18 protein-coding genes and 1 tRNA gene are annotated in these 21,094 nt (G+C 63.0%); 6 read left to right on the top strand and 13 right to left on the bottom strand.

Annotated elements, in window-relative coordinates:
* Positions 1 to 14: 14 nt before the first annotated feature.
* From J2Z17_RS11420 to J2Z17_RS11395, 6 genes are all read right to left on the bottom strand, one after another.
* On the bottom strand, positions 15 to 863 hold the full coding sequence (locus tag J2Z17_RS11420; RefSeq protein ID WP_209944999.1) for a prolipoprotein diacylglyceryl transferase: 849 nt from the start codon (positions 861 to 863) through the stop codon (positions 15 to 17).
* A 154-nt stretch (positions 864 to 1,017) separates the two neighbouring features.
* Positions 1,018 to 1,422, bottom strand: coding sequence for a hypothetical protein (locus J2Z17_RS11415; RefSeq protein ID WP_209944997.1), 405 nt, complete (start codon positions 1,420 to 1,422; stop codon positions 1,018 to 1,020).
* 108 nt (positions 1,423 to 1,530) lie between these two features.
* Positions 1,531 to 4,659 carry an efflux RND transporter permease subunit gene (locus J2Z17_RS11410; RefSeq protein WP_209944995.1) on the bottom strand — a complete coding sequence of 1,043 codons (3,129 nt, stop codon included), beginning with the start codon at positions 4,657 to 4,659 and terminating at the stop codon, positions 1,531 to 1,533.
* Complete coding sequence (locus J2Z17_RS11405; protein WP_209944993.1) at positions 4,656 to 5,996, bottom strand: efflux RND transporter periplasmic adaptor subunit; 1,341 nt, start codon at positions 5,994 to 5,996, stop codon at positions 4,656 to 4,658. The genes J2Z17_RS11410 and J2Z17_RS11405 overlap by 4 nt, the downstream gene beginning before the upstream one ends.
* Positions 5,997 to 6,170: 174 nt before the next feature.
* Positions 6,171 to 6,959 (bottom strand): SDR family oxidoreductase, encoded by a 789-nt coding sequence (locus J2Z17_RS11400; protein WP_209944991.1) that lies wholly within the window; start codon positions 6,957 to 6,959, stop codon positions 6,171 to 6,173.
* Positions 6,960 to 7,098: 139 nt separating this feature from the next.
* Complete coding sequence (locus J2Z17_RS11395) at positions 7,099 to 7,437, bottom strand: DUF2147 domain-containing protein (RefSeq protein WP_209944989.1); 339 nt, start codon at positions 7,435 to 7,437, stop codon at positions 7,099 to 7,101.
* 519 nt (positions 7,438 to 7,956) lie between these two features.
* Here J2Z17_RS11395 and J2Z17_RS11390 point away from each other — a divergent pair.
* Positions 7,957 to 8,223 (top strand): sel1 repeat family protein, encoded by a 267-nt coding sequence (locus J2Z17_RS11390; RefSeq protein WP_209944987.1) that lies wholly within the window; start codon positions 7,957 to 7,959, stop codon positions 8,221 to 8,223.
* Positions 8,224 to 8,388: 165 nt separating this feature from the next.
* Here the strand turns inward: J2Z17_RS11390 and J2Z17_RS11385 are convergent, their stop codons facing one another.
* On the bottom strand, positions 8,389 to 9,498 hold the full coding sequence (locus J2Z17_RS11385) for a pyridoxal phosphate-dependent aminotransferase (RefSeq protein ID WP_209944985.1): 1,110 nt from the start codon (positions 9,496 to 9,498) through the stop codon (positions 8,389 to 8,391).
* A gap of 259 nt (positions 9,499 to 9,757) precedes the next feature.
* On the opposite strand from J2Z17_RS11385, the gene J2Z17_RS11380 reads away from it, so the two are divergent.
* Entirely contained in the window at positions 9,758 to 10,210 is a 453-nt protein-coding gene (locus tag J2Z17_RS11380; RefSeq protein WP_209944983.1) for a host attachment family protein, read from the top strand.
* A 67-nt stretch (positions 10,211 to 10,277) separates the two neighbouring features.
* Here J2Z17_RS11380 and J2Z17_RS11375 read toward each other — a convergent pair whose 3' ends face one another.
* Positions 10,278 to 10,631, bottom strand: a complete 354-nt coding sequence (locus tag J2Z17_RS11375; protein WP_209944981.1) for a PilZ domain-containing protein — start codon at positions 10,629 to 10,631, stop codon at positions 10,278 to 10,280.
* Positions 10,632 to 10,958: 327 nt separating this feature from the next.
* Here J2Z17_RS11375 and J2Z17_RS11370 point away from each other — a divergent pair, with 327 nt between their 5' ends.
* Positions 10,959 to 11,399 carry a glyoxalase superfamily protein gene (locus tag J2Z17_RS11370; RefSeq protein WP_209944979.1) on the top strand — a complete coding sequence of 147 codons (441 nt, stop codon included), beginning with the start codon at positions 10,959 to 10,961 and terminating at the stop codon, positions 11,397 to 11,399.
* Between the two features lie 75 nt (positions 11,400 to 11,474).
* Entirely contained in the window at positions 11,475 to 12,851 is a 1,377-nt protein-coding gene (locus tag J2Z17_RS11365; RefSeq protein WP_209944977.1) for an MATE family efflux transporter, read from the top strand.
* Positions 12,852 to 13,026: 175 nt separating this feature from the next.
* Here J2Z17_RS11365 and J2Z17_RS11360 read toward each other — a convergent pair whose 3' ends face one another.
* Positions 13,027 to 14,250, bottom strand: coding sequence for an acyl-CoA dehydrogenase (locus J2Z17_RS11360; RefSeq protein ID WP_245224023.1), 1,224 nt, complete (start codon positions 14,248 to 14,250; stop codon positions 13,027 to 13,029).
* Between the two features lie 334 nt (positions 14,251 to 14,584).
* On the opposite strand from J2Z17_RS11360, the gene J2Z17_RS11355 reads away from it, so the two are divergent.
* The gene (locus J2Z17_RS11355; RefSeq protein ID WP_209944975.1) at positions 14,585 to 15,799 is read left to right on the top strand and encodes an NAD(P)/FAD-dependent oxidoreductase; all 1,215 of its coding nucleotides are present in this window, start codon (positions 14,585 to 14,587) and stop codon (positions 15,797 to 15,799) included.
* Between the two features lie 30 nt (positions 15,800 to 15,829).
* Here the strand turns inward: J2Z17_RS11355 and J2Z17_RS11350 are convergent, their stop codons facing one another.
* From J2Z17_RS11350 to J2Z17_RS11340, 3 genes are all read right to left on the bottom strand, one after another.
* Positions 15,830 to 16,792 (bottom strand): tyrosine-type recombinase/integrase, encoded by a 963-nt coding sequence (locus tag J2Z17_RS11350; protein WP_245224021.1) that lies wholly within the window; start codon positions 16,790 to 16,792, stop codon positions 15,830 to 15,832.
* 224 nt (positions 16,793 to 17,016) lie between these two features.
* The gene (locus J2Z17_RS11345) at positions 17,017 to 18,024 is read right to left on the bottom strand and encodes a porin (protein WP_209944973.1); all 1,008 of its coding nucleotides are present in this window, start codon (positions 18,022 to 18,024) and stop codon (positions 17,017 to 17,019) included.
* Between the two features lie 307 nt (positions 18,025 to 18,331).
* A tRNA-Ser gene (locus J2Z17_RS11340) sits at positions 18,332 to 18,421 on the bottom strand.
* A gap of 665 nt (positions 18,422 to 19,086) precedes the next feature.
* Between J2Z17_RS11340 and J2Z17_RS11335 the strand changes: the two genes are divergently transcribed.
* On the top strand, positions 19,087 to 20,052 hold the full coding sequence (locus J2Z17_RS11335; RefSeq protein WP_209944971.1) for a porin: 966 nt from the start codon (positions 19,087 to 19,089) through the stop codon (positions 20,050 to 20,052).
* Positions 20,053 to 20,192: 140 nt separating this feature from the next.
* Here J2Z17_RS11335 and J2Z17_RS11330 read toward each other — a convergent pair whose 3' ends face one another.
* Positions 20,193 to 21,077 (bottom strand): alpha/beta fold hydrolase, encoded by an 885-nt coding sequence (locus J2Z17_RS11330; protein WP_209944969.1) that lies wholly within the window; start codon positions 21,075 to 21,077, stop codon positions 20,193 to 20,195.
* Positions 21,078 to 21,094 lie beyond the last annotated feature (17 nt).

Genomic DNA, 21,094 nt, shown 5'->3' with positions numbered 1-21,094 from the left:
CTGCGAGGTGTCGTTCAGACCTTGATATAGAGCGCCGAGGCCTTGCTCGGCAAAGTGATGTCGCTATCCGCGGTCTTGAAAAGCGGGGCGTAGGGATTGAGCTCCTCTTCTGTCTGCGTCGTATCGAGCAGATGGGCAAGGATGCGCGACTGGGCGAGCTCTATGGCACGGTCGCGGACCAGGTCGCGGCCGGTGGCAACGCCGGGGGATGACGAGGACGGAGCGGCATAGGCGGGCGCTCGGGCGGCGGGCGTCGCGGACTTGGCAGGCGTGCCGGACGCCGCGCCGGTCGCGGCATTTGCCGCAGGATTGGCGGCGCTCGATGCATCATTGCCGTTCGAAGGGGGGGAGGCCGGCTGGCTGGAGCCAGGCTCGGCCGAACCGGAGGCGGGCCCCCCGGAGGATGCGGCCTCGGGCTCGCTTTCGGCACCACCATCGGATCGCGGGCTGTCTGCTGCCGGCTGTTGTGCGGCCGCGCCGTCGCCACCGGGCTGCGCAGCCTCGCTGGTCTCAGGTTCGGTCGGCTCCGGATCCGGGGATGGTGCCGATCCGGTCTCGTCGGGTTGCGCCGTCTCGCCACCGCCTGCGGTATCCTCCGTCTCGGGATATTGCGAATAGGTGCCGTCGTCTGCCGTCGTGCCGTCATTGGCGGTGCCGGCATCCGTCTGCGCCGTCGAATCCGGTTCGGTTGTGGAGCCGCTGCCCGCACTCGGCGTCTGGTTGTCGGTGCCGCTGGGCTGGCCGCTGCCGGAACTGCTGCTGCCCGAGGTGCCGGAGGTATTCGAAGTGCCGGAACTGCCGGAGGACGTATTGGACTGGGAGCCACCGGATCCGGGGGCGAAGACGTCGCTGATAAGGGACATAACGGACTCTCTGCTTTTCTTCTTGCTGGCTTTATTGATTAGCAAGTAGAAATGTAGAGTGCGTATAATCAGGCGTCGCAATTAATTTCGAATATGCAGAAAACCCTAACGATTTAAGGGGCTTTGAAGAACGCGCGTTCGGAACGGGAGGCGGTCAGTTCAGGGCGCAGTAGAAGCGCGTCATTTGCGGGCGCTCGGCCGGCGTGTCGGGGTCGAGCAGCGGATGGTCGACGACGGCGCGCGTTGCGACCGGCATGGCGTTGATCAGGATCTCCATGATTCGGCCGGCCGCATCCGAGATCGGGGAGCCGGTGCCTGCGGCATTTCCAGCGGTGGTGTTGCGTGCGGCAAAGAGCAACGGATTGGCCTGTGCTGCGTAGAGGATCGGCTTGTCGCAGACGCACGAGTCCATCGTGACCGGCTCCTGGGCCGGCTTTTCCGCAGGCCGGATATGTGTCGGGGCGGGGGTAAAGACTGAGGCATCGGCGAGGCGCACCGAGGACCACCAGAGCCGACGCCGGGTGGTCAGCGAGGTCATGTTGGCAGACAGCGTGTCCATCAAGACGCAGCATCATCTCTTTGTTCAACTGGCGATGGTAGGTAGGCGAAGCTTGCAAATCCTTTCATGCGGGCGCCGGGCGCAACTAAATTTGCCAGAATGGTTACCTCATTCTGCCGCCAGCGCCGGCCGGTCCGACGGCCGGTCGGTGTTTGCCGGCTCGGCCTTGCCGCGGCGCGACGTCAGGCGGGTGAGGAATGTCTCGAAACGATCCATCTCGACGAAGATCACCGGCGTGATGAACAGGGTCAGCAATTGCGAGACGATCAGGCCGCCGACGACCGCGACCCCGAGCGGCTGGCGCAGCTCGGAGCTGGCGCCGGTGCCGAGTGCGATCGGCAGGGCGCCGAGCATGGCGCAGAGCGTCGTCATCATGATCGGCCTGAAACGGCGCACGCAGGCTTCGTGGATCGCCGCGCGCGGGTCCTGTCCCTCGCCACGGATCAGCTCCACCGCCACGTCGATCATCATGATCGCGTTCTTCTTGACGATGCCGATCAGCATCAGCAGCCCGATCAGGGCGATGACCGAGAGGTCGAAGCCCATCACCTTCAGCGCCAAGAGGGCGCCGAGCGAGGCGGCGGGCAGGCCCGACAGGATCGTCAGCGGATGGATGAAGCTCTCGTAGAGAACCCCCAGCACCACATAGATGGTCAGCACGGCGGCCAGGATCAGCAGACCGGTATTGCCCTGGCTCTGCTGGAAGATCTGGGCCGAGCCGCCATAGGAGGTGAAGACGTCGACCGGCATCTGCAGGTTCGACTTGATCTGGTCGATCTGCGCCGTGGCGTCGCCGAGTGCGACGCCGTCCGGCAGGTTGAAGGAGACCGTGGTCGACACCAGCTGGCCGGTCTGGTTGATCGTCACCGGCGCCGTCTTGCGCTCGATGCGGGCGAAGTTGGAGAGCGGCACCAGTGTGCCGCCGGACGACATGACCATGATGTCGTTCAGCATGTCGCCGGTCCATTGCGTCGCGTGGTCGAACTCGACGATCACGTCATAGCTGTCGCCGGTCGACTGTATCTCGCCCGCCGTATAGCCGCCGAACGCCATTTCCAGCGTCTTGCGCAATTGCTCGTTGGTGATGCCGAAGGCGGCCGCCTTGTCCTGGTCGACCGTGATGTCGGCGGCGAGCGCCGAATTCTGCGCGTCGGAGGTGACGTCGGTGAAGTGGTTGTCCTTCTTCATCGCCGCCTCCAGCCTGTCGGCCCAGATCGAGGTCTTGTCGGCGCTGAGCGCCTGGACCACCAGCTGGTACTGGCTGGCCGTCGAGCGGCCGCCGAAGCGCAGGTTCTGCTGCGGCGTGATGAATGTCTTCATGCCAACGACCTTGGAGAGGCTGCGGCGAAGCTGGCCGAGGGTCTGGTCGAGCGCCGGACGCTCGGCCTTCGGCTTCAGTTCGACGAACATCGTGCCGTTGTTGAGCGGCCGGCGGCCGGAACTCTGGACGATCGAGCTGACATGCAGCACGGCCGGGTTTTTCGACACGATATCGGCCGCCTCGGATTGCAGTTTCTGCATGGCATCGTAGGAAATGTCCTCGCGGGCCCGCGTCGAGACCATCAGCCGACCGATGTCTTCCTGCGGGAAGAAGCTGGTCGGCAGGGTATAGAACAGATAGCAGGAGGCGCCGATCGAGCCGAGGAAGACGAGCAGCACGGGGACGCGGTGGGCGAGGCACCAGCGGACCGAGCGGTCGTAGCCACCGAGCACCCGCGCAAAGCCGGCGTCGAACCAGCGCACGAAGAAGGGCGGCGGATTGGCGTGCGCGCTCAGCCGCGAACCGAGCATCGGCGTGACGGTCAGCGACACCAGGGCCGATGACAGGATGGCGAGCGTGACGACCATGCCGAATTCGTTGAACAGGCGCCCGACGACGCCGCCCATCAGCAGGATCGGCAGGAAGACGGCGACCAGCGACACCGACATCGAGATGATCGTGTAGCTGACCTCGGCCGCACCCTTCAGCGCCGCCTGTCGCACCGGCATGCCCTCTTCGACCAGCCGCAGGATGTTTTCCAGCATGACGATCGCATCGTCCACCACCAGGCCGACGGCGAGCGTCAGCCCGAGCAGCGAGATGTTGTCGATGCTGTAGCCGAGCACATACATCGCGCCGAAGGTCGAGATCAGCGACAGCGGCACGGCAAGGCCGGGGATCACGGTCGCCATCAGCCGGCCGGTAAAGAGATAGATCACCATCACCACCAGCGCGATGGTCAGCATCAGCGAGAACTTGACGTCGGTGATCGACTCGCGGATCGGCGTAGAGGCATCGTTCATCACGTTGACATGCACCGAGGGCGGCAATTGCTGCTGGAGTTCCGGCAGCTTGGCGCGGATCTTGTCGACCACGTCGACCGTATTGGCACCCGGCTGGCGCTGGACGGCCAGGATGATCGCCTTCTTGCCGTCATACCAGCTGCCGCCGTCCAGGGTGGCGACGCTGTCTTCCACCTTGGCCACGTCGCCAAGACGGATCGGCGCGCCGTCGGTCGTCTTGACGATCAGCTGGCGGAATTCGTCGGCATTGGTGCGCTGCGTATTGGCATTGATCGTCAGGCGCTGGCTGGCATTTTCCAGCGTGCCGACGGGCGTCTGGTCGTTGGCGGTCGAGATCGCGCTGGTCAGCGTATCGACACCGATGCCGCGCGACTGCAGCTTGTGCGGATCGACCTCGACGCGCACCGCATAGGTCTGGGCGCCGTAGACCGAGACTTCGGCGACGCCGTTCAAGGTGGAAAGGGTCGGCGAGATGATGTCCTCGGCGACTTCGTCCACCTTGCTGCGGGTCAGTTCATCGCTGGAGACGGCAAGCAGCAGCACCGGCGCGTCGGCCGGGTTCGACTTCCGGTAGCTCGGCGCCGCGGTCATGTTGCTCGGCAGTTGCCGGGTGGTATGCGAGATCGCCGCCTGCACGTCGGCGGCTGCGGCATCGATGTCGCGGTCGAGATCGAATTGCAGGACGATCTGGGAACTGCCGAGCGAGTTGGTGGCGCTGATCTCGCTGATGCCCGGGATCGTTTCGAACTGCTTGATCAGCGGCGTGGAGACCGACGTCGCCATGGTATCGGGGGAGGCGCCGGAGAGCGAGGCAGAGACACTGATGGTCGGAAAGTCGACCTGGGGCAGGGCTGCGACCGGCAGCAGGCGGTATCCGGCAAGGCCGGCAAGGACAACGCCGATGGCGATCAGCGTGGTGGCGACCGGGCGGTTGATGCAGAAGGCGGGGATCATGATTTGCCGGTCTCCTTGGTGGAACCGGCAGACGCCTTGGCCTTCATGCCGTCCTGGCCCGGCTTGCCGCTGCCGTCGTCGAAATGCTCGACGACCGTCTGGCCGGCGGATAGCTGCACCTGTCCCTCGATGATGATGTGGTCGCCGGCCGAAATGCCGGAGGTGATCGCGGTCCTGTCGCCGTTCGAACGGGCGACCTCTACCGGGGCGACATGGATCTTCTGCTGGTCGTCCACGGTGTAGATGAAGTTGCCGTCCGGTCCGGCGCGCACGGCGACCGTCGGCACGACGATGGTCCTTGCGTCGGCGGCAAAATGCACGGTGACGTTGACACTCTGGCCTGGCCAGAGGCGACCGTCGTCATTCCTGAAGCTTGCCTTGGCGAGGATCGTGCCGGAGGCGGTATCGACGGTGTTGTCGACGAAGCGCAGCGTGCCGGTGTCGGGTTCTCCGTCGGCTGTATCCGACAGGGCATCGACCGGCACACCGGCCTTCTCGGCCTTGCGCAACTGCGGCAGATAGCGCTCCGACAGACGGAACTTGACCGAGATCGGATCGTATTTGGCGATGCTGACGATCTCGCCGCCGGCGCCGAGATAGGCGCCGACGCTGACCGCGATGTCGCCAAGGCGCCCGTCGAAGGGGGCGCGGATCTCTGTATTGTCGAGTGCCACCTGGTCGGCGGCAAGCGTCGCCCTGGCGGCCGCGAGATCGGCGGTCGCGCTGTCGGCTGCAGCCTTGGCCTGGTCGAGCGTCTGTTGTGACTGGACACTCTGCTTGACCAGCGTCTGCGCGCGGGAAAGGGCGGCCTGGGCCTCCGCGAGGCTCGCCTGATCGCTGGCGATATTGGCCTTGTCCTTGGCGACCGCGGCGCTGGCGGTGCGATCGTCGAGCCTGGCGATCAGGTCGCCGGTCTTGACCAGCTGGCCGTCCGTGGCGGCGATGCTGACGACAAGGCCCTGCTGCTGGGCGGCGATCGTCGTGCTTTCATCGGCCTCGGCCCAACCGGTGGCCGGCACGTCCATCGGCAGCAGGGCGATGGCTGCGGCGATCGTGTTGACCGGCGTCGGTGCGCCATTGCGTCCCCCATGACCGCTGCCGGACCTGGCCGAGCCGCCGTCATGCGCCCTGCTGGAGGCGGAGCCGGACGTGTCGCTCTGGCCGCCGGAACCGCCATCCGCCGTCTGCCCCGACGCTGCGCTTCCACTGGCCCCGGCCGTCGCGGTTGTGGCGAGGTACTGCCCGACATAGGGGATGTCGTGCAGGTCCGCCCGGTAATACCAGGCAGCGGCGGCCACGACAGCGACAATGGAGGCGGAAGTCCAGAAGGCTTTCATCAAGGGATCCAGCGATTGTGGGGAACCGCTGGAATGTGACGCGTTTGGCGCATCGCAGAAAGGGGGGCCTGGCCCCGAACCGTTCAACTGCCGGTGAGATTGCCTTAAATCTTGGTAATCTAAACGGCAAAGGGGCCCGAAGGCCCCCCGCATGCATGTCTGACGTCGATGGGGTCAGAGAGACTTGGCGCCGCCGCCATCGACCCGCAGCATGGTGCCGGTGATGTAGCTGGCCGGCTCCGAGCAGAGGAAGGCTGCGGTGGCGGCGAACTCCTCGACCTTGCCCAGACGGCCGGCGGGAATGGTCTTCAGCGAGGCGGTGCGCACATCCTCGACGGATTTGCCCTGGCGCTTGGCATTGGCGGCGTCGAGTTCCTCGATCCGGTCGGTATGAATGCGGCCGGGCAGGATCAGGTTTGCCGTGACGCCATAGGATGCGACTTCGCTCGACAGGGTCTTGTTCCAGCCGACCAGCGCGCCGCGCAGCGTATTGGAGAGGGCGAGGTTGGGGATAGGCTCGATGACGCCGGAGGAGGCAACCGTCAGGATGCGGCCAAACCCTTGGGTCTTCATCAGCGGCAGAACCGCCGTCGTCAGCGTGATGACGCGCACCACCATCGACTGGAAGAAATTGAAGAGCTTTTCCGCATCCATCTCTTCCGCCGTGCCGGGGGTCGGGCCGCCGGTATTGTTGACCAGGATATCGATGCCGCCGAGCTTGTCGTGGATCGCATGCAGCATGGCATCGACGAAATGGGCGTCGGCGAGGTCTGCCTCGACATAGTCGGCCTTGCCCTTGCCCGCGGCATTGATCGCATCCGCATTGGCCTTCAGCTTGTCGACGCTGCGGCCGCAGATGAGCACGTGCGCGCCTTCATCGGCGAGCGCCTTTGCAATGCCGGCACCGAGGCCGCGCGACGAGGCGAGCACGAGAGCGCGCTTTCCGGTGAGACCGAGATCCATGATATTTCCTTCCGCAAGCAAGTGATGTGTCGTTTCGCGGCGGACCGTATCAACCGCGCCGGACGGAGGGAAGGGGGATGCCGGCGGGATGAGACGCTGCGGCCCCGGTTCGGTCCGCAGCGCCTGTCGAGGCCTGTCCTCAGAGACGCGACCAGGTCTGGCTCTTGCACAGCACCTTCATGACGCAGCCCTTCATCTTCAGCGAGGCGCCGGAGACGCTGGCCGATCCGGAATAGGTCTTGTCGTTTTCCGGATCGGTGATTTCACCGGAATAGCTCTGTCCGCTGCCGGACATCTTGCCGATCATCTTTCCGGCATGCTTGCCGGTCTTCAGCGTCACGCAATAGCTTCCGCCACAAGAGGCGATCTCTGCGGTCGAACCGGCCGCGGTCTTCCATTTGCCGACGATCGGCTCGGCGGCCTGGGTGCTGCCGGCAATGGCTGCGAAGGCCGCGGCGGCAATTATCATTCTGCGCATGGTGTTCTCCTCCCTGATAACGGCCGGCTCAAAACTCCTCGCGCCGTGACCGCAGGCCGCACGCCCATGACGTGACGGCTGCTTTGAAAAATATCTTACCCGCACGTAAAGGTAAATAGCTCCGACGGCCGGTTTGCAGGGCATTTTGGGGGCGCCGGGCCCTCGGGAAAATATCGGCGTTTGCGCGGTCCATGGTTTTCGTGGTTACCGATCGGTTGACGCGGCAGGGTTACCGAAGCGTCAACATCGCCGCAAAACCCTTAACGTTCAGGGCTTGCGATGTTTAACAAAATCCCAAGTTTACGAACAATTTGTATTTTGTTTTCAGCATATTAATCATGGATTTTAAGCGCCTGTTGAACCCCGGATGGCATAGTGAAGTCATCAAACGAGCAGGGAAAACCTGCCGCAGCCAAGGGTTCGAAACGATGGCCACGCAAGAGATGGCACACCGGATCCGAGGCGCCCGAAAGGGCAAACAGGGACAACGACAAGACAGGCAAAACAGGGACAAAACCGATGGCACGCTTTGAAATGCACAGCTTTGAAAATGCCTCCATGGGTGGCGAAACCAAGGCCGAACTCTACTGCGACATGGGACTGATGCATGCAACGGGCCGTGGTTGCCCGGTGGATCTGATCAGCGCCCACAAATGGCTCAACATCGCCGCGATCAAGGGCTGCGACCGGGCTGCCGAGCTCAGGGCCGATGTCGCCCAGACGATGAGCAAGGCCGAACTCGCCGAAGCGCTGCGCGCCGCCCGCGAATGGATGACCATGCATTGAGTGCCCATGCGCCCGGCCGTCTTGCCGGTCGCAATCCATAAAGAACCCGCAAGGGGGCAGCTGCGGACGGGACCCCGAAAAGGGGCGCGTCGACCGCAAACAGAAGGGACCGCTACCGGCAGACACAAGGCCGGAGCGGTCCTTTGGCATTGATACGCCAGGATTTCAGAGTGTTTTCAGTACCTGTGGCAGGGCCTTTTCGAGCAGTGCCATGTCCCGCTCGGTCCCGGTGGAGATGCGGATGCAGCGGTTGAGCGGCGCGACGCCCGGCATGCGGATGAAGACGCCATGCGCCATCAGGCCATCGACGATCGCGCGCGCATGGGCGCCGTCGCGACCGCAGTCGATGGCGACGAAATTGGTCGCCGAGGGCAGGGGCGCGAGCCCGTTTGCCGTTGCGATGGCCGCGATCCTGTCGCGCGAGGCGACGATCTTCTTCAGGACGTCGGCGAGATAGGCCTGGTCCTCGAGGGCGGCAAGCGCTGCCACGATCGACAGGCGCGGCATGCCGAAATGGTTGCGGATCTTGTCGAAGGCGACAGCGGTGCCGGGAGCGCTGATCGCATAGCCGACGCGGGCGCCGGCCAGGCCATAGGCCTTCGAGAAGGTGCGGGTGCGTATGACGTTCGGCAGATCGAGCAGTGCGTCTGCCGGCGGGATGGCGCCGGCAGGTGCCGTTTCGGCATAGGCCTCGTCCAGCACCAGCAACGTGTTCTCCGGCAATGCCCGGGCAAAGGCGACGATTTCGTCGGCGTTCCACAGGCTGCCCATCGGATTGTCCGGATTGGCCAGATAGACCAGCGGCGCCTTTTCCCGCTTTGCCGCATCGAGCAGTCCGTGGATATCTTCCCGATCTCCGGCATAGGGAACCGTCACCAGCCGCCCTCCGAAGCCGCTGACATGGAAGTTGAAGGTCGGGTATCCGCCGAATGAGGTGACGACGGTCTGGCCGGGTTCGATCACCATGCGCACGATAAGGCCGAGCAGGTCGTCGACGCCTTCGCCGACGGCAAGATTGGCAGGGGTGACGCCAAGATGGGCCGACAGGGCCTGTTTCAGCTCGAAATTTTCCGGATCGGCATATTTCCACACCTCTGCCGCGTGATCGCGGATGGCGGCAAGCACTGAAGGCGCCGGCCCGAAGCCGCTTTCATTGGCGCCGATCCGCGCCTTGACCGGCAGGCCGCGGCCGCGCTCGATCGCCTCTGGACCGACAAACGGCACGGTGGCGGGAAGGCTGCTGACGAGCGGCGTGAAACGGGAAAAGGTCGACATGGAATTCGGTCCGGAACTGCTTTGAAATGGGAGGCCCAACATAAGGTTTAATCGGCGTCGCGCAAGCGTGGCGCAGGCGGGGTCGCGATGGCGCAAGCCGCTCCGGCGGGCCTTTGCGGGCGGCGGCGGACGTGGCGTCAATGGGGCCGCCGCGCCTTGTTTCTAGCATGATTGCCGCCGGTGAAATCCCAAGGATCGTTTATCCGCGTCGGGCGTTTTGTCTGTGATGGAAACATCAAAACATCAAAGGAGACATACCATGGGCAAATACGATGTAAGCTGGAAATCCTGGGTCATCGTCGCCGACGGCACCAAGGCGCTGATCATGCGCAATGAAGGCGACAAGGAACTGATGAACCTGCAGATCGTCGAGCACGTCGACCAGCCCGCCGAGGCAGACCGCGATCTTTCCGCCGATAAACCGGGCCGTACGCACCAGTCGCATGGCTCCGGCCGCAGTGCCATGGAGGAGACCGATTTCCACCAGCAGGCCGAGGACGATTTTCTGAAGAGGGTCGCCTCGATGCTGGACGACAAGGTCTATGCCCGTGATATCGAGCAGTTCATTCTGGTGGCGCCGCCGAAGGCGTTGGGCACGCTGCGCAGCGCGCTGAAGCAGACGACGTTGGACGCTATGACCGCCGATGTGGCCAAGGATCTGGTCAAGTTGACCGTTCCCGACATCGAAAAGCATCTGAAGGCTCTCCACTGAGCCGTTCGATGATCGACGCAGAAGGGCCGCGCACCGTCGCGGTCTTTTCTGTGTCCGGTATCGGTGTTTAATGGCTGAACTCGAAGGACAGCCGGATGACGTGGTGCATGTATTCCGAATCGATCAGCATGTTGAAGGCGATCGTGGCGCGTTCGGCCTCCCGGCGGATCACCGTGCAGCCGATTTCGTCCCGGATACCGAGGATCTCCAGGAAGAAATGGTTGGGCAGCGTGACATGCGGGCTCAGGTCCAGTTCGGCACCCGAGCGCGAGATCGTGCGGATCACGCAGCGCAGCGTCTTCTTCGTGCTGAGGTGATGCTCGACGAAGATGATGCGGCCCGGTCGGTCGATCCGGAATTTCTCGAAGACCTGGTCCGCGGGTATGGTGTCCCGGATGCTTCGTGTGCGCTCTAGGGGCATGGCGCGCCCTCCCTGGCGCAATTGGGCCGGATCCCAGAATAGCGCAACTTCGCTAATCGGATGTGAACCGCATCGTTAGAAGGCGATCGGTCTGCGACGGCTGGTCACAGCCTGTAACGAGCAGCGCCGGCGCGCCACACGCCTTGCTTGACAGGCCAGCGGCAAGCTCGCATATAGAGCCACGGTCGAGGCGCCGGCCACCCGCAGGGGAAACCCGTGGTGAAGTCCTCCAGATGTCATGAAAACCCATTCCTTGCGCATGCGCGAATGGGCAATGCGGGTTCCCCTCTCGATCTGTCGCATGCCGATAAGGGGTTGAGGCACGCCATGACATTGGCACATCTATCCATTGATGACTTGAAAGCCCAGGCGCGCCGCCTGCGCGACGCGATGACGGCGGCCGGCACGCCGGTCAGCCACGGCCGGGCGCTCGAACTGGTGGCCAAAAGCCACGGCGCGCGGGACTGGAACACGATCGCGGCGCTGGGATCGCGCGCCGACAATCGCCCGGCAGCGCCCACCACCGTCGGCGCGGTGGTGACCGGCAGCTATCTCGGGCAGCGGTTCCGCGCGACCGTGCTGTCGCTGAAGAAACTGTCCGACAGTGATTTCTACGCAATCACGCTGCATTTCGACGAGCCCGTCGATGTCGTCACCTTCGACAGCTTCTCGGCCTTTCGCCAGCGCGTGAACGGCACGGTGGATAGCCGCGGCGTGTCGCCAAGGCACACCTCCAACGGTGAGCCGCATATCGTTCTCGATCTCTGAGAGACATTCATTCCGTCAAAGGTCGAACCCGGAGCGGCGCTGCCGTCCGGGTGCCTGCGACCGCGAGGTTTTCCCATGCGCACTTCTCTTGTTCCAGCCAATCCCTTTCTGTCCGGCTCCTTGCCGCGACTATTCCTTCGCACGGCTCTGCCGATCGTTCTCGTGATGCTCGCCAACGGGCTTTATGTCGTCGTCGACGCTTGGTTTCTCGGCACGTATGTCGGAGCGCATGCTCTGTCTGCGGTGACATTGCTGTTTCCGGCGCTGATGGCGATGATCGCGCTGCAGTCGCTGGTAGCCGGCGGCATGGCCAGCATTCTCGCCCGTCGCCTGGGCGCCGGCGAGCGTGAGGGGGCGGCTACCGTGATCGCATCGGCCAGGCAGCTCGGCCTCGCCATCGCGCTTGTGGTCAACGCCATCTACTGGACTATTGGACGCGGCCTTGTGGTCCAGTCGGCATCCGGCGACGGCGCGGTGGCCGCAGTCGCACTCACCTATATGGGGATCGCGGTCGCGACGCTGCCGGTTGCCATGCTTCTCGCCATCGAGATCGACAGCCTGCGCTGCCGCGGGCGGATCGGCCTGATGACCCGCGTCACCCTTTCGGCCTCGCTGCTGAACATCGTGCTGAACGGCATCCTGATCGGCGGTCTTGGTCTCGGCGCCGCCGGCTCGGCGGGGGGATCGGCGCTTGCCCAGGGACTCTGCCTTGCGGCGGCGATGGCGGCGGGCGGCAGAGGCGGGGCGACGGGCCTTGCGGCGAACCTGCCGCGGCGCGGTGAATGGCAAGACGTCAAACGCATCCTGGCGCTCGGCGCCCCGATGAGCCTTGGCCTCGTCGGTATATCGCTCACCTCCGCCACGATCCTCTGGAGCATTGCCCGCTGGCAGACGGCGCATCCGATGGAGACCATTGCCGCCTATGGCATCGTCACCCGGCTGCTGTCGCTCGGCTATCTGCCGCTGATGGGGCTCAGCCTGGCACTCCAGACGGTCTGCGGCAACAATATCGGTGCCGGGCGCTTCGACCGGGCCATTGCAAGCCTTGCCATCGCTGCCACCTGCGCCTTTGCCTACTGCCTTGCGTTCGAACTGGCCCTCGTGCTTGCCCGTGAGGCGGTGGCGGGTGTCTTCACCGGGGACAGGTTGGTTGCGCTGGAGTTTGCGCGCGTCATTCCCTGGATGCTCGGGGCCTATGCCCTGTTCGGACCGGTGATGATGATCGGCGCCTATTTCCAGGCGGCGGGAGAGGCGGGCCGCGCCGCGCTGTTCGGGCTTCTCCGGCCCTATGGTCTGGTGGTGCCGCTGACTTTCGCCCTGCCGCACCTCATCGGCGAGACCGGGATCTGGAAGGCGCCGATCGTGGCCGAGTGCGTCATGGTCGCGGTCGCGGGCCTGGTCATCGCCGACGGCCTCCGGCGCGGCAGACGCTACGGCCTACTGCCGACCTGAGATGCCCAGCCGCCGCGGTACCGAACCGCGGTGGCTTGCCAGTGTTGCAATTGAACCGGCGCGGTGGCCTTCGGCGGCCCCCAACGCCGCGCTTGTCGTCGGCCGTCTTCAAGGAGCAGAAGTGTAAAGCCCGCGCGGTGGCGCGGGCCCTTCATGGTCGGGCGCTCGGCGATCCCTACTGGAAGGCCTGCAGGCCGGTCTGGGCGCGGCCGAGGATCAGCGCGTGGATGTCGTGCGTGCCTTCATAGGTGTTGACGGCTTCCAGGTTCATCACGTGGCGGATGACGCCGTATTCGTCGGACACGCCGTTGCCGCCATGCATGTCGCGCGAGACGCGGGCGATATCGAGCGCCTTGCCGCAATTGTTGCGTTTCATCAGCGAGATCAGTTCGGCCGGTGCCTTGTGTTCGTCGAACAGGCGGCCGAGACGCAGGCAACCTTGCAGGCCGAGCGCAATCTCGGTCTCCATGTCGGCGAGCTTCTTCTGGATCAGCTGGTTGGCGGCGAGCGGCTTGCCGAACTGCTTGCGGTCGAGCGTGTATTGCCGTGCCGCATGCCAGCAGAATTCCGCCGCCCCCATGGCACCCCAGGCAATGCCGTAGCGCGCCCGGTTGAGGCAGCCGAACGGACCGGCAAGGCCGGAAACATTGGGCAGAAGGTTTTCCTCCGGCACGAATACATCCTGCAACTGGATCATGCCGGTGGCAGATGCCCTGAGCGAGAACTTGCCCTCGATCTTCGGCGTTTCGAAGCCCTTCATCCCGCGCTCGAGAACAAATCCCTTGATCTTGCCGTCATGGGCATCCGACTTCGCCCAGACGACCGCGACATCGGCGATCGGCGAATTGGTGATCCAGTTCTTGGCACCCGAGATCGAATAGCCGCCATCGACCTTCTTTGCCCTCGTGATCATCGAACCGGGATCGGAGCCATGGTCGGGTTCGGTGAGGCCGAAGCAGCCGACCCATTCGCCGGAGGCGAGCTTCGGCAGATATTTTGCCCGCTGCTCGTCGGTACCGAAGGCGAAGATAGGGTGCATGACCAATGAGGACTGCACCGACATCGCCGAGCGATAGCCCGAATCGACCCGCTCGACCTCGCGCGCCACCAGACCGTAGGAGAGGTAATTGGCGCCGACGCCACCGAATTCCTCCGGAATGGTCGGGCCGAGCAGGCCAAGCTCGCCCATCTCGTTCATGATCTCGCGGTGGAAGATCTCGTGGCGATTGGCTTCCGTCACCCGACCCATCAGCTTGTCCTGGCAATAGGCGCGCGCCGTATCGCGGATCATGCGCTCTTCTTCGGTCAGCTGGTCTTCGAGGAGGAAGGGATCGTCCCAGACGAAGCCCGCCATCTTGGCGCGGGCCTGCTCAGGGGTTGCCGGGTGATGCTCGCTCATGCTCTCTTGCGTCCTTGCTGGAATGGTATTCGTCTCTTGCACCATTGCTACAACAGGTGAGGGGGCGAAAAAAGCCCTAATTCGTGGATGTTTCCGATCGTCGGGGACGATATGGATCGGACTGAGATCATTCCAGTTTGGAATGATTGAGGGCGCATGCACGGTCTGAGTTCCCGGGTGCTGATCAGGACATGTCGCAGACGTGACGGCACCGTGACCGGCACGCGCTGACGCTCGCCTTGACGATGTGCCGCAAGGCGGCTACCGCAACACCTATCTATGCGGCTACCGCAACACCTATATATAAAGTGCAGGACACGACAGGGAGTGCAGCGTGACGGACAGGCTGGTGATCATCGGTGCCGGGCAGGCGGGTTTTGCGGTGGCGGCGAAATTGCGCGCGTTGAACGACATGCGCCCCATCACCCTTATCGGCGCCGAGGCGGATTATCCCTATCAGCGCCCGCCGCTGTCGAAGAAATATTTGCTCGGCGAAATGAGCTTCGACCGGCTGCAGTTTCGTCCGGCGGAATGGTATGGCGAGAACAATATTGAGGTCATGCTGTCGACGAAAGTGGAGGCGATCGACCGGGCGGAAAAGGCGGTGCGCTGCGACAACGGGCTGAGCATCGATTACGACAAGCTGGTGATTGCCACCGGATCCAGCCCGCGCAAGCTGCCGGAGGACATGGGCGGGAATCTGGACGGCGTCTTTACCGTGCGCGACAAGGCCGATGCCGACCGTCTGGCAGCCGGAATGCTGCCGGGGCGACGCCTGCTGGTGGTCGGTGGCGGCTATATCGGCCTGGAGGCGGCAGCTGTCGCCCGCAAGCTCGGCCTGGAGGTCACCGTGATCGAGATGGCCGAGCGGATCCTGCAGCGCGTCGCATCGAAGGAGACGGCCGACGCCATGCGCGCCATCCACGAGAGCCACGGTGTCGTCATTCGGGAAAAGACCGGCCTTACCCGCCTGCTCGGCGTCAACGGTCATGTCACCGATGCCGAGCTGGCAAGCGGCGAGATCGTTGCCTGTGACATGGTCATTGTCGGAATAGGCGCGGTCCCCGGCGACGAGCTGGCGACGGCGGCCGGCCTCGAGACGATGAACGGCGTGGTCGTCGACGAGCACGGGCGCAGCTCCGATCCCGACATTTTCGCAGCCGGTGACTGCGCGTTGCTGCCCTGGCGCGACGGGCGCGTGCGGCTCGAATCGGTACAGAACGCCGTCGACCAGGCAGAGGCTGTGGCAGCCGTGATCGCCGGCGCAACGCAGGCCTACAATCCGAGGCCCTGGTTCTGGTCGGACCAGTATGATGTGAAATTGCAGATTGCCGGCTTCAATCTCGGCTATGACCAGACGGTCGTCAGGAAGGGCAGCCGCGAGGGTGCGCTGTCGATCTGGTACTATAAGGACGGGGTTTTGATCGCTGTCGACGGGATCAATGACGCCAAGGCCTATGTGACGGCCAAGAAGCTGCTGGAGCAGGGACGGAGCGTACCAGCCGCGCAGATCGCCGATCCGGCGATCGACCTGAAAAGCCTGCTCTAGCAGAAGCTCTGCCGGGCAGGCGGCCGCGCGTCAGTTTACCGAGGCGGACGCTGACGGCGAGGCGCCGGCCATGCGTTCGAGGATCGGAATGCACATTTCGAGATCGTGCGAGGCGAGATGCGCATAGCGCATCGTCATCGACAAGGTCTGGTGACCGAGCCACATCTGGACGCGGCGAATGTCGACGCCGCCCTGGACGAGGCGTGATGCGCAGGTGTGGCGCAGCACATGCGGCACGACATCGTCGTCATGGCCAAGGCCGATCTCGTCCTTGCACTGGTGCCAGGCGCGGCGAAAACGCTGCTGGTTGATGGTGGCGAAGGGGCCGGATTTGCGCCTGTCGCCGCCCTCGATGGCGCGCCAGGCGCGCGCGGTCAGCGGCACCGAGCGGCTGCGGCCGGATTTGGTCACCCAGAAGGTGGCGCGCGGCTCCTGCACGTCGTTCCATCGCAGACCAAGGCCTTCGCTCAAACGCGCGCCGGTGTCGATGAGAAAGATGCAGAGCCGGTAATAGTCTTCCGACACGGCGCGGATGGTGGTGAAGAGATCGTATTCCTCGTCCTTGTCGAGGAAGCGGATGCGGCCGGCCTTTTCCTTCTGGCGGGTGAATTCCGGCAGGGTATGGACATCGCCCATCTTGTGCGCCTTGCGCAGCAGTTTGCGTAGCGCTGCAAGCTTGCGATTGATCGTCGCATTGCTGTTGCCGCGCTTGCGCAGCGCACCGATCAGGAAATCGAGCATGTCCTGGCTGAAGCCGGAAAATTCGCGCGGCTGCAGGAGATCGTGCAGTTCGGCGATGAAATTGGTCACATTGTATTTGTGACTGCCGTCGCCCCACAGGATATCGGCATATTTGCCGAACATCGCCTGCAACGAGGTGTCCTTCACAACCGTCACGCGGGGGGACTGGCTGTATTGATAGTTCAAGCTGTAGGCCGGCAGTTCGACTTCGCTCTCGAATGTCGCGGCGGCACTGGCAAGTGTGTTGCTCAACCCTCTTTCCCCTCTGCAGCCGACCGAACGGTCACCGCGTTAACGAGTGTAGGAGCAAACAGTTATATGGCAGAATAAAAGTAGAGCGCAACAATTATCTGAGCGCACACTTATCCGCTCAGAGGCTGCTGACTGCTAGCTCTCTGTTCCCATGGCCGTTTTTCCGGCCTTCAATTATATGTGAAAGCCCGGCCGAAGCCGGGCTTTCGTGTGCAATCCGAAGATTAGAACGAACGGGTCAGGCGAACGAAGCCAGACCACTGATCGTCGTCCAGATCGTCTGCATTGAGGTATTCGAGGTCGGACGAAACCTTGAGACCGGCGGCCAGCTGGTATTCGACGAGCAGGTCAGCAGACCATGCGTCGCCATCGCCGAACATGAAGTCGCCGTAGTAGTTGGCGTTCGGGGTGATGGTCAGCTTGTCGGTTGCCTTGAAGGCGTAAGCCGCGCCGACAGTCCACTCAGCCGTGTAGCCTTCGTTAGGATCGGTGTAGGCGTTTTCACCCGACGAATAAGCAGCGTCGAAGTAGAAGGTGCCCGGGCCAACGTCAGCGGAGAGAACGCCGGCGACGCCGCCTTCTTCTGCGTTGAAGTCGTAGAAGCCGTAAACGACGGCAGCAACCGGACCGAATGCGCCAGAAGCCATGGCGGTGACGCCGACTTCGCTGTCGTAGTCAGCGTTGTAGTCGCTGAGGTCGTCAACCGAAACGCCAACCGAGAAGGCGTCAGCAGCATAGGTGTAGCTTGCGCTGTTGAAGTTGGTGGTGGTGAAGAAGTAGTCCGATTCGCCCGGAAGAGCGAAGTCGTCGATCCAGTTCAGGACCTTACCGACCTTGAAGCCGCCAACCGTGATGTAGGCCTGGTCAGCAGAGAAAGTGTTGCTGTCGGAGAAGTTACCGGTGTTGGCCTGCAGACGGATGTAGGAACCAATGGTACCGACTTCCGAGTCGTTCTTGGCATCGACGGTGACGCGAGCGCGGATGTCGGTGTTCCAATCGTGGTCGCTATCGTTGTACTTGTCGCCGAAACGAACGGTCGCACGAACTTCGCCGCCGATCTTGAGGCAGGTTTCGGTGCCGGGGATGTAGAAGTAACCGGTGCCGAAAGCGTCGCAAACGCGAACGTAGTCCATCGGCTCAGGCTCGACAGCAACGATGGCGTCGGCAGCCTGTGCGCCGGAAACTGCTGCGAGAGCTGCAGCGGAGCCGAGAAGAAGGCTCTTGATGTTCATTGTTGACCTCCAGTCAATTGCCTGGCTGGTTGCAGGTCGAAAACGAGGGAAACAACGAAATATCAATCGCTTGGATTTTCAGGCTATGAGAAGGAGTGGTCGAAAATGCCGATTTTTGCCACCAGAGCGCGAAGGCGGCACCTGGCGGACGTTCGCGTTATGAGAGACGATCCGTCAATGATGCCGCCTTGAGTAGCGGATGCATGATCCGAATCGGAGAACCGGGAGCACGACGAACGACCATCTGCCGGAGCGCTATCAACCGCTGGGCTTCGGGAAAATGTGCCAGATTGGGAATTTGGAAGGATGGAGGAGAGGAAGGGATTCGAACCCTCGATACCATCTCTGGTATACTCCCTTAGCAGGGGAGCGCCTTCGACCACTCGGCCACCTCTCCGGTGCCGCCTGATTATGTGCTTGAATTGGCGATTGCAAGGCTTTTCCGCAGCCGATCCGCATTTTACCGCTGCCATGCATGTCTGCGCACGCGCCCGCGCATGTATGCGCGGGCGTTCACCTCCAGAAGGCTGCGCCGCTGCCGGCGCGGGAGGCCCCGCCCAGGCCGCGGCCACGCATCTCCATCGAATCTAGATCTTGGGAATCGGGGACCTGGTGATTCCCGGAAGCCAGAGCGGTACCGGGCGCCGACGGAAGGCGTCAGGCACCGAACAGACCACTGCCCGTATTGGTCCACCCGGATGCGGGGATTCGGCCGGGATCGCTCCAATTCCAGTGATTCCCGGCCTGCGCGACGCGGCAGCACCGGCGCTGCAGTCGGTCTTAATCCCTGAAACCAAAGGATTTTCTTAATGAAGTGTAAACAAATATACCGCCTCACGGTCCAACTTGTGGCGTTTGGGCAACAGGGGGCTGGTAAGGGTGTCGTATTTTCCGGCATTCGGATGTTTGCCGATTGCATGACCGGTGCGGTTTTGTATTTTCAACATCGGAAGCGAGGCGGTGGATCGTCCGTCTTCTGAATAACCGACGGGGATGGGGCAGGGAACGCTGTCCTTCAGCCAAAGAACCCAGACCCTTATGAAACTTGACTGGAGGTCAACAATGAACATCAAGAGCCTTCTTCTCGGCTCCGCTGCAGCTCTCGCAGCAGTTTCCGGCGCACAGGCTGCCGACGCCATCGTCGCTGTCGAGCCTGAGCCGATGGACTACGTTCGCGTTTGCGACGCTTTCGGCACCGGTTACTTCTACATCCCCGGCACCGAAACCTGCCTGAAGATCTCGGGCGAAGTTCGTGCGACCGGTTATTTCGGTGAAGATCAGGATTGGAATTCGGACGTTCGCGCCCGTCTGGTCGTTGAAGCCAAGAACGACTCGGAAGTCGGCGTCATCGGCTCCTACATCCGTATCCAGGGCTACGACTATGAGGGTGCCACTCTCGACCAGGGTTACATCACTGCCGGCGGCTTCAAGGTCGGTTACGCTCTGACTTGGCTCGACGACTTCGGCCTGCCGGGTGAATCGGACTTCTTCTTCGACAATACGAAGTTCGACACCATCAGCTACACCTATGCTGCTGATGCTTTCTCGGTCGGCCTCGGTGTTGACGATCTGTCCAACACCAGCTTCGGCGGCACTGCCGGTATCGAAGGCATGATTTCCGGCGCAATGGGCCCGGTTTCGGCTGTTCTGTACGGCTTCTACGACATCGATGCTTCCGAAGGCGGCGTTGCTGCTGTTCTGTCGGCTGCCGTTGGTCCGGGCACCCTGTACCTCGACGGTGCATATTCGTCGGGTGAAAATGCCTACACGACCGGCACCGGCGACACTGCCGAGTGGACTGTTGGTGCGGCTTATGCCTTCAAGGCAACCGAGAAGCTGACCATCACCCCCGGCGTCAACTACTACGGTGACTACAACTTCACCTCGAACGACGTCTGGGCTGCTGACCTGCTCGTAGAGTACCAGATTGCAACCGGCCTCAAGGCTTCGGCTGACGTCCAGTACTATGACATGGACGGTGGCGACGACACTTGGGAAGGCTTCGTTCGCCTGACTCGCTCGTTCTAATCTGATCGAAAGATCGGTTTAGAGAAGCCCGGCCCCTTGTGGCCGGGCTTCTTTGTTTTGCGCTGTCCTGCTCGCGGCAGCCTCGCGCGACGGGCCGGTGTCGCTCCGTATTTTTGCTGTTTTCTCGAAAGCGATGCGTGTCAGCGATGCTTCACGCCTTGCAGAAACCGCTCGATCGGGGCGGCGATCTCTTCGAGATGCAGCAGCGGCGGATGGCCCTGACCTGATGCCGTCACGCATTCGAGGCCGGGATGTCGCTCGGCCATTGCCTTGACGGTTGCCTCTGACAGCAAAGTGGAATTTTCGCCGCGGATGACCATCATCGGAATGCTGCCGAAGCCGTCGAATTCCGGCCAGAGATCGCGGCCGGGCTTGCTCAGGTCGACGGCTGCCATCTGTTCGGCGATCACCGGATCATAGTCCGGCCGGATGTCTCCGTCGATCTCGCGGTAGAGCGCTGTGCTCAGTTCCAGCCAGTCGTCATCGGCAAGCGCCGGAAAGGCTGCTGCGTGATCCGCTTTCTGCGAGGCCATGGCGTCCGACCAGGTTTTCGGCGGCAGCCGCTCGCGGGTCAGATAGTCCTGGATATGGCGCAGACCCTCGATATCGATCACCGGGCCGATATCGTTAAGAATGACGGCGCCGAGCAGATCCGGCTGCAGGGCCGCGATCAGATGCAGCACCAGGCCGCCGCGTGACGTGCCGATGAAAATGGCCTTCCCGATGCCGAGCTCGGCGCAGACAGACAGCACATCTCCGGTTTCCACCGGCAGCGTATAGCGGCTCTCGTCGGTATCCTGATCGGAGAGGCCGCGCCCGCGCGAATCGATCGTGATGACCCGGACATTGCGTGTCTCACCCGCAATCAGGCGCCGCGCCAGTTTGTCGAAATCCCGGCCATTGCGCGTCAGGCCGGGCAGGCAGATAATTGTCTGCGCAGCGCCGTCGTCGCCATAAAGACGGGCATGGATCTTCAGTCCGTCCTCGGTCTTGAACCAGTGGTCGCGATAGATCTCGTCCGCCATTCGCACATCCTCCGGGC

Origin of the sequence: Heterorhizobium halophytocola (assembly GCF_017873095.1) — a bacterium.
Lineage (GTDB): Bacteria > Pseudomonadota > Alphaproteobacteria > Rhizobiales > Rhizobiaceae > Allorhizobium > Allorhizobium halophytocola.
The sequence above is the reverse complement of the archived record's forward strand: the minus strand, read 5'-3'. Positions and strand labels throughout refer to the sequence as shown.

Excerpts from the sequence above, each read along its gene's own strand:
- J2Z17_RS11370 (WP_209944979.1), top strand. The coding sequence starts at position 10,959 with ATGACATTGGCACATCTATCCATTGATGACTTGAAAGCCCAGGCGCGC.
- J2Z17_RS11335 (WP_209944971.1), top strand. The coding sequence starts at position 19,087 with ATGAACATCAAGAGCCTTCTTCTCGGCTCCGCTGCAGCTCTCGCAGCA.
- J2Z17_RS11330 (WP_209944969.1), bottom strand. The coding sequence starts at position 21,077 with ATGGCGGACGAGATCTATCGCGACCACTGGTTCAAGACCGAGGACGGA.
- J2Z17_RS11390 (WP_209944987.1), top strand. The coding sequence starts at position 7,957 with ATGGCACGCTTTGAAATGCACAGCTTTGAAAATGCCTCCATGGGTGGC.
- J2Z17_RS11345 (WP_209944973.1), bottom strand. The coding sequence starts at position 18,024 with ATGAACATCAAGAGCCTTCTTCTCGGCTCCGCTGCAGCTCTCGCAGCA.
- J2Z17_RS11410 (WP_209944995.1), bottom strand. The coding sequence starts at position 4,659 with ATGATCCCCGCCTTCTGCATCAACCGCCCGGTCGCCACCACGCTGATC.
- J2Z17_RS11420 (WP_209944999.1), bottom strand. The coding sequence starts at position 863 with ATGTCCCTTATCAGCGACGTCTTCGCCCCCGGATCCGGTGGCTCCCAG.
- J2Z17_RS11365 (WP_209944977.1), top strand. The coding sequence starts at position 11,475 with ATGCGCACTTCTCTTGTTCCAGCCAATCCCTTTCTGTCCGGCTCCTTG.
- J2Z17_RS11405 (WP_209944993.1), bottom strand. The coding sequence starts at position 5,996 with ATGAAAGCCTTCTGGACTTCCGCCTCCATTGTCGCTGTCGTGGCCGCC.
- J2Z17_RS11400 (WP_209944991.1), bottom strand. The coding sequence starts at position 6,959 with ATGGATCTCGGTCTCACCGGAAAGCGCGCTCTCGTGCTCGCCTCGTCG.
- J2Z17_RS11375 (WP_209944981.1), bottom strand. The coding sequence starts at position 10,631 with ATGCCCCTAGAGCGCACACGAAGCATCCGGGACACCATACCCGCGGAC.
- J2Z17_RS11385 (WP_209944985.1), bottom strand. The coding sequence starts at position 9,498 with ATGTCGACCTTTTCCCGTTTCACGCCGCTCGTCAGCAGCCTTCCCGCC.
- J2Z17_RS11395 (WP_209944989.1), bottom strand. The coding sequence starts at position 7,437 with ATGCGCAGAATGATAATTGCCGCCGCGGCCTTCGCAGCCATTGCCGGC.
- J2Z17_RS11415 (WP_209944997.1), bottom strand. The coding sequence starts at position 1,422 with ATGGACACGCTGTCTGCCAACATGACCTCGCTGACCACCCGGCGTCGG.
- J2Z17_RS11360 (WP_245224023.1), bottom strand. The coding sequence starts at position 14,250 with ATGAGCGAGCATCACCCGGCAACCCCTGAGCAGGCCCGCGCCAAGATG.
- J2Z17_RS11380 (WP_209944983.1), top strand. The coding sequence starts at position 9,758 with ATGGGCAAATACGATGTAAGCTGGAAATCCTGGGTCATCGTCGCCGAC.